The 4063-nt window shown below is 26.3% G+C and carries 5 protein-coding genes; 4 read left to right on the top strand and 1 reads right to left on the bottom strand.

The features are described from left to right. The first annotated feature begins 24 nt into the window (after window positions 1-24). From G3997_RS09220 to G3997_RS09210, 3 genes are all read left to right on the top strand, one after another. Entirely contained in the window at window positions 25-561 is a 537-nt protein-coding gene (locus G3997_RS09220) for a winged helix-turn-helix domain-containing protein (protein WP_296645486.1), read from the top strand. A gap of 97 nt (window positions 562-658) precedes the next feature. Continuing rightward, window positions 659-1495 carry a deoxyribonuclease IV gene (locus G3997_RS09215; protein WP_296645485.1) on the top strand — a complete coding sequence of 279 codons (837 nt, stop codon included), beginning with the start codon at window positions 659-661 and terminating at the stop codon, window positions 1493-1495. Window positions 1496-1568: 73 nt separating this feature from the next. Then, window positions 1569-2564 carry an aldo/keto reductase gene (locus G3997_RS09210; protein ID WP_296645484.1) on the top strand — a complete coding sequence of 332 codons (996 nt, stop codon included), beginning with the start codon at window positions 1569-1571 and terminating at the stop codon, window positions 2562-2564. Window positions 2565-2627: 63 nt separating this feature from the next. On the opposite strand, the gene G3997_RS09205 is transcribed toward G3997_RS09210, so the two are convergent. Next, a complete protein-coding gene (locus G3997_RS09205; RefSeq protein ID WP_296645483.1) occupies window positions 2628-3032 on the bottom strand; it encodes a RusA family crossover junction endodeoxyribonuclease in 405 nt (134 codons plus the stop codon). A gap of 63 nt (window positions 3033-3095) precedes the next feature. Between G3997_RS09205 and queG the strand changes: the two genes are divergently transcribed. Next, the gene (queG, locus tag G3997_RS09200; protein ID WP_296645482.1) at window positions 3096-3998 is read left to right on the top strand and encodes a tRNA epoxyqueuosine(34) reductase QueG; all 903 of its coding nucleotides are present in this window, start codon (window positions 3096-3098) and stop codon (window positions 3996-3998) included. Window positions 3999-4063 lie beyond the last annotated feature (65 nt).

Raw genomic sequence — 4063 nt, 5'->3', positions numbered from 1 at the left:
AAATATATTTAAAGGGGTGGGGGAATGAAAGAAGTACTTATACTTAGAGATTTAGAGTGCATAAAAGCTATTGCACATCCACGAAGAATAGATATTTTAAAAGCATTTAATAATGCACCACTATCAGCTAAACAGTTATCTCAAATGCTTGATGAACCTCATGCAAAAATAAACTATCATATAAAAACACTTTATAAAGTGGGAATTTTAGACTTAGTAGAAGAAAAGATTAAATCAGGAATTGTAGAAAAATACTATTATCCAATGGCAAAAAATATACTTGTAGATAAAAATGTAATAAATATTTCGTTAAAAGAAGAAAATGAAGAAAAATATATATCAAAAATTGATGATATAATAGATTTATTTTATAAAGCAGTAAAAAATCAAGTATTAGAAGAAGAAAATATAAATAATTATAATGATATATGTCTTAATAATGATGAACTTATAGAGCTTAATAATACTATAAAATATAAAATAGAAGAGCTTATAGAAAAACGAAACAAAGAAGAGGAAAGCAAAAAATATAATATAATTATAGCCTCAATACCAGTATAAAAATAAGAATTATATAATGAAAAATAAGTATCAATGTTTATTGATGCTTATTTTTTGGGTATATTATATATAAATTAATTGAAAAGGAGAAATTGACATGCTTGTAATAGGACCACATATTTCAATATCAAAAGGATTTTCTAAAGCTGCACAAACTGCAGTAAATATAGGTGCAAATACATTTCAATTCTTTAGTAGAAACCCAAGAGGTGGTAATGCCAAAGCTTTTGAACAAAAAGATATAGATAAATTTCAACAAATAAGAAAGGAAAATAACTTTGGACCTCTTTTAGCACATGCACCTTATACTATGAACTTAGGTGGTGCTAAAGATGAAGTATATGAATTTGGTAGAAAAGTAATAAAAGAAGATATAGAAAGAATGGATTCTTTAGGAATAGAGTATATGTGTTTCCATCCTGGTAGCCATGTTGGTGGAGGAATAGACTTTGGAATACAAAGAATAGTTGATGCGCTAAATGAAACATTAACAGGTGACGAAAATATAACAGTATTACTTGAAACTATGTCTGGGAAAGGAACAGAAATAGGTTTTACATTTGAACAGATAAAAAGAATAATAGATGGTGTAAACCATAATGAAAAACTAGGTGTATGTTTAGATACATGCCATATATTCTCAGCAGGATATGATATTGTAAATGATTTAGATGGAGTTTTAGAAGAATTTGATAATATAATAGGATTAGATAAACTTAAAGCAGTACATTTAAATGATAGTATGATGCCTTTTGGAGCTAAAAAAGATAGACATGAAGTAATTGGAGAAGGTGAGATAGGATTAAATGCTATCATAAACTTTATGAGTCATCCTAAATTAAACCATTTACCATTCTTCCTAGAAACACCTTTAGAAGATGAAGGTCACAAAAAAGAAATAGCTATGATAAAGGATATATTATCTAATAAATAGATTTTGATTATATAAAGTAATAGCCTTATAATATAATTAATAGTAAATTTATATTATAAGGAGGGGGAAGAACATGAAGTTATTAGGTAAAACTAATATGGATATAAATAGGGTAGGATTTGGTGGTATACCTATTCAAAGAATAACACAAGAAGAAACTAATAAAGTTGTTGACGAACTAGTAAATAATAATGTTAACTTTATAGATACAGCTAGAGCATATACTATAAGCGAAGAATATATAGGAAATGCAATTGAAGGAAGAAGAGAAAAGTTTTTTATTGCAACTAAAAGTATGTCTAGAGATTATGAATCAATGAAGGAAGATATAGAAATAAGTCTTAAGAATTTAAAGACAGATTATATTGATTTATACCAATTACATAATGTTAAGTTAGAAGAATATAAAACTATATTTGAAGATAATAAGGCATATAAAGCATTAGTAGATGCTCAAAAAGAGGGAAAAATAAAGTATATAGGAATAACTAGCCATAGTTTAGAAACTATAGAAAAGGCTATAGAAGATGAGAAATTTTCGACTATACAATTTCCTTATAATATAATTGAAGATCAAGCAGATGAAGCATTTAAAAAAGCTAATGAAAAAGGTATAGGTACTATAGTAATGAAACCATTAGCAGGTGGAGCAATAGATGATGCAAAGTTAGCTATAAAGTATATTCTATCAAAGGAKTATATAGATGTAGTAATACCTGGTATGGAAAATATAGATCAGGTTAAAGAAAATGTGTCAGTACTTGAAGATATCAATATAACAAAAGAAGATGAAGAAAAAATACTAGAGATAAGAAATTATATGGGAAATAAATTCTGTAGAAGATGTGAATATTGTATGCCATGCCCATTAAATATAAATATACCTCAAAACTTCTTATTAGAAGGATATTATACAAGGTATAATCTAAAACAGTGGGCAAAAGATAGATACTCGTCATTAGAAGTAAAAGCAAGTGAATGTGTAGAATGTGGATTATGTGAAACTAAATGTCCATATGAACTTCCTATAAGAGATATGTTAAAAAATGTAGCATCTAAACTTGATTAGAAAATAGTGTATAGATAATAATAAAGAGAACTTACTTGTTTTAAGTTCTCTTTTATATATAAATTACTTTTTAGATATAACGTAAGATACATTATATTCTGAAATAGGATAAAGTTCTATTTCAACTCTAGGATTATCTTTATCTATAAAGTCAAATAATAATACTGGTTTAAGTTGTTTATCATTTTTTATTATTCCACTTTTTTCTATGCCATCACATATACTTTTAGGATAGTTATGTAAATCACCCATACGTTTATTTGGGAAATATAACTTTAAGATAGTTATTAAATCTTCCTCTATTGTTTCTCCAGTGTATTGTTGGTTTATAAAACCTGCAATCATATTTTCATATGCTAGATATTTAGAGTGTTTACCTGTTGATGGCATCCATGCTTGACCATGTATATTGTGAAGTTTAAAATTTGATTTACTTATAGGTCTACCTGGTATTGTTAGTTTAATCAAAATATCACCATCCTTATACTCTAGTTATTATAAAACTAATATTTAATTAATGAAAGGTTTTTTATGAATAAAGATAAATTAAAAGAATTTTGTAAATCTATTGGTATTGATTGTGTAGGAATTGCAGGCATTGGTCCATACAATGATTTAGAAAAGATAATAAAACGAAAATTATTAAATGGATATGTAACCGGAATGGAAGAACCTATTATAGAAAATAGGGTTAATCCAAAAGAAACTATGAAAAATGTAAAATCTATAATAGTATGTGCATTTCCTTATTATATTGGTGATTTAAAAGATAGCAACTTATCTAAATATTGTTATGGAAAAGATTATCATATAGTAGTAAGACAGATGCTACAGCAAGTATGTGATTATTTATTTGATAATATAGATGACTTTGAATATAAAGTTTTTGCTGATAATGGCCCGTTAGTAGATAGATATTTGGCTTATATTTCTGGAATTGGATACTTTGGAATAAATAATAACATAATTACAGATGAGTATGGATCATATGTATTTATTGGATATATAATGAGTAATTATGAGTTTAAAGCGGATTCTCCGTCAGAAAAAACGTGTATAAAATGCGGAAAATGTGTAAAATATTGTCCGGGAAATGCTCTCTTGGGAAATTATGAAATGAATCCAAAACGATGTCTTTCATATATAACACAGAAAAAAGGAGAATTAGAATTAGAAGAAAAAAGTTTATTAGAGGCGAATAAAAATATTTTTGGTTGTGATATTTGTCAGGATGTATGCCCTCATAATAAAAATATTCCAATTACAAATATAAAAGAATTTAAAGATGATATTATACTTAAGCTAACTGAAGAAGAAATTAATAATATATCTAATAAAGAATTTAAACGAAGATATGGAGATAGAGCATTTAGCTGGAGAGGTAAGAACATAATAAAAAGAAATATAGATTTAGTTTTAAAGAAGCCTAAATAGAATTATAAAAAGGCTTCTTTTTTTATATTGGAAAGAAAGTCTAACTTCATACATATACTTTAATA

The sequence above is a fragment of the Romboutsia sp. 13368 genome (assembly GCF_018336475.1).
Classification (GTDB): Bacteria; Bacillota; Clostridia; order Peptostreptococcales; family Peptostreptococcaceae; genus Romboutsia.
The sequence above is the reverse complement of the archived record's forward strand: the minus strand, read 5'-3'. Positions and strand labels throughout refer to the sequence as shown.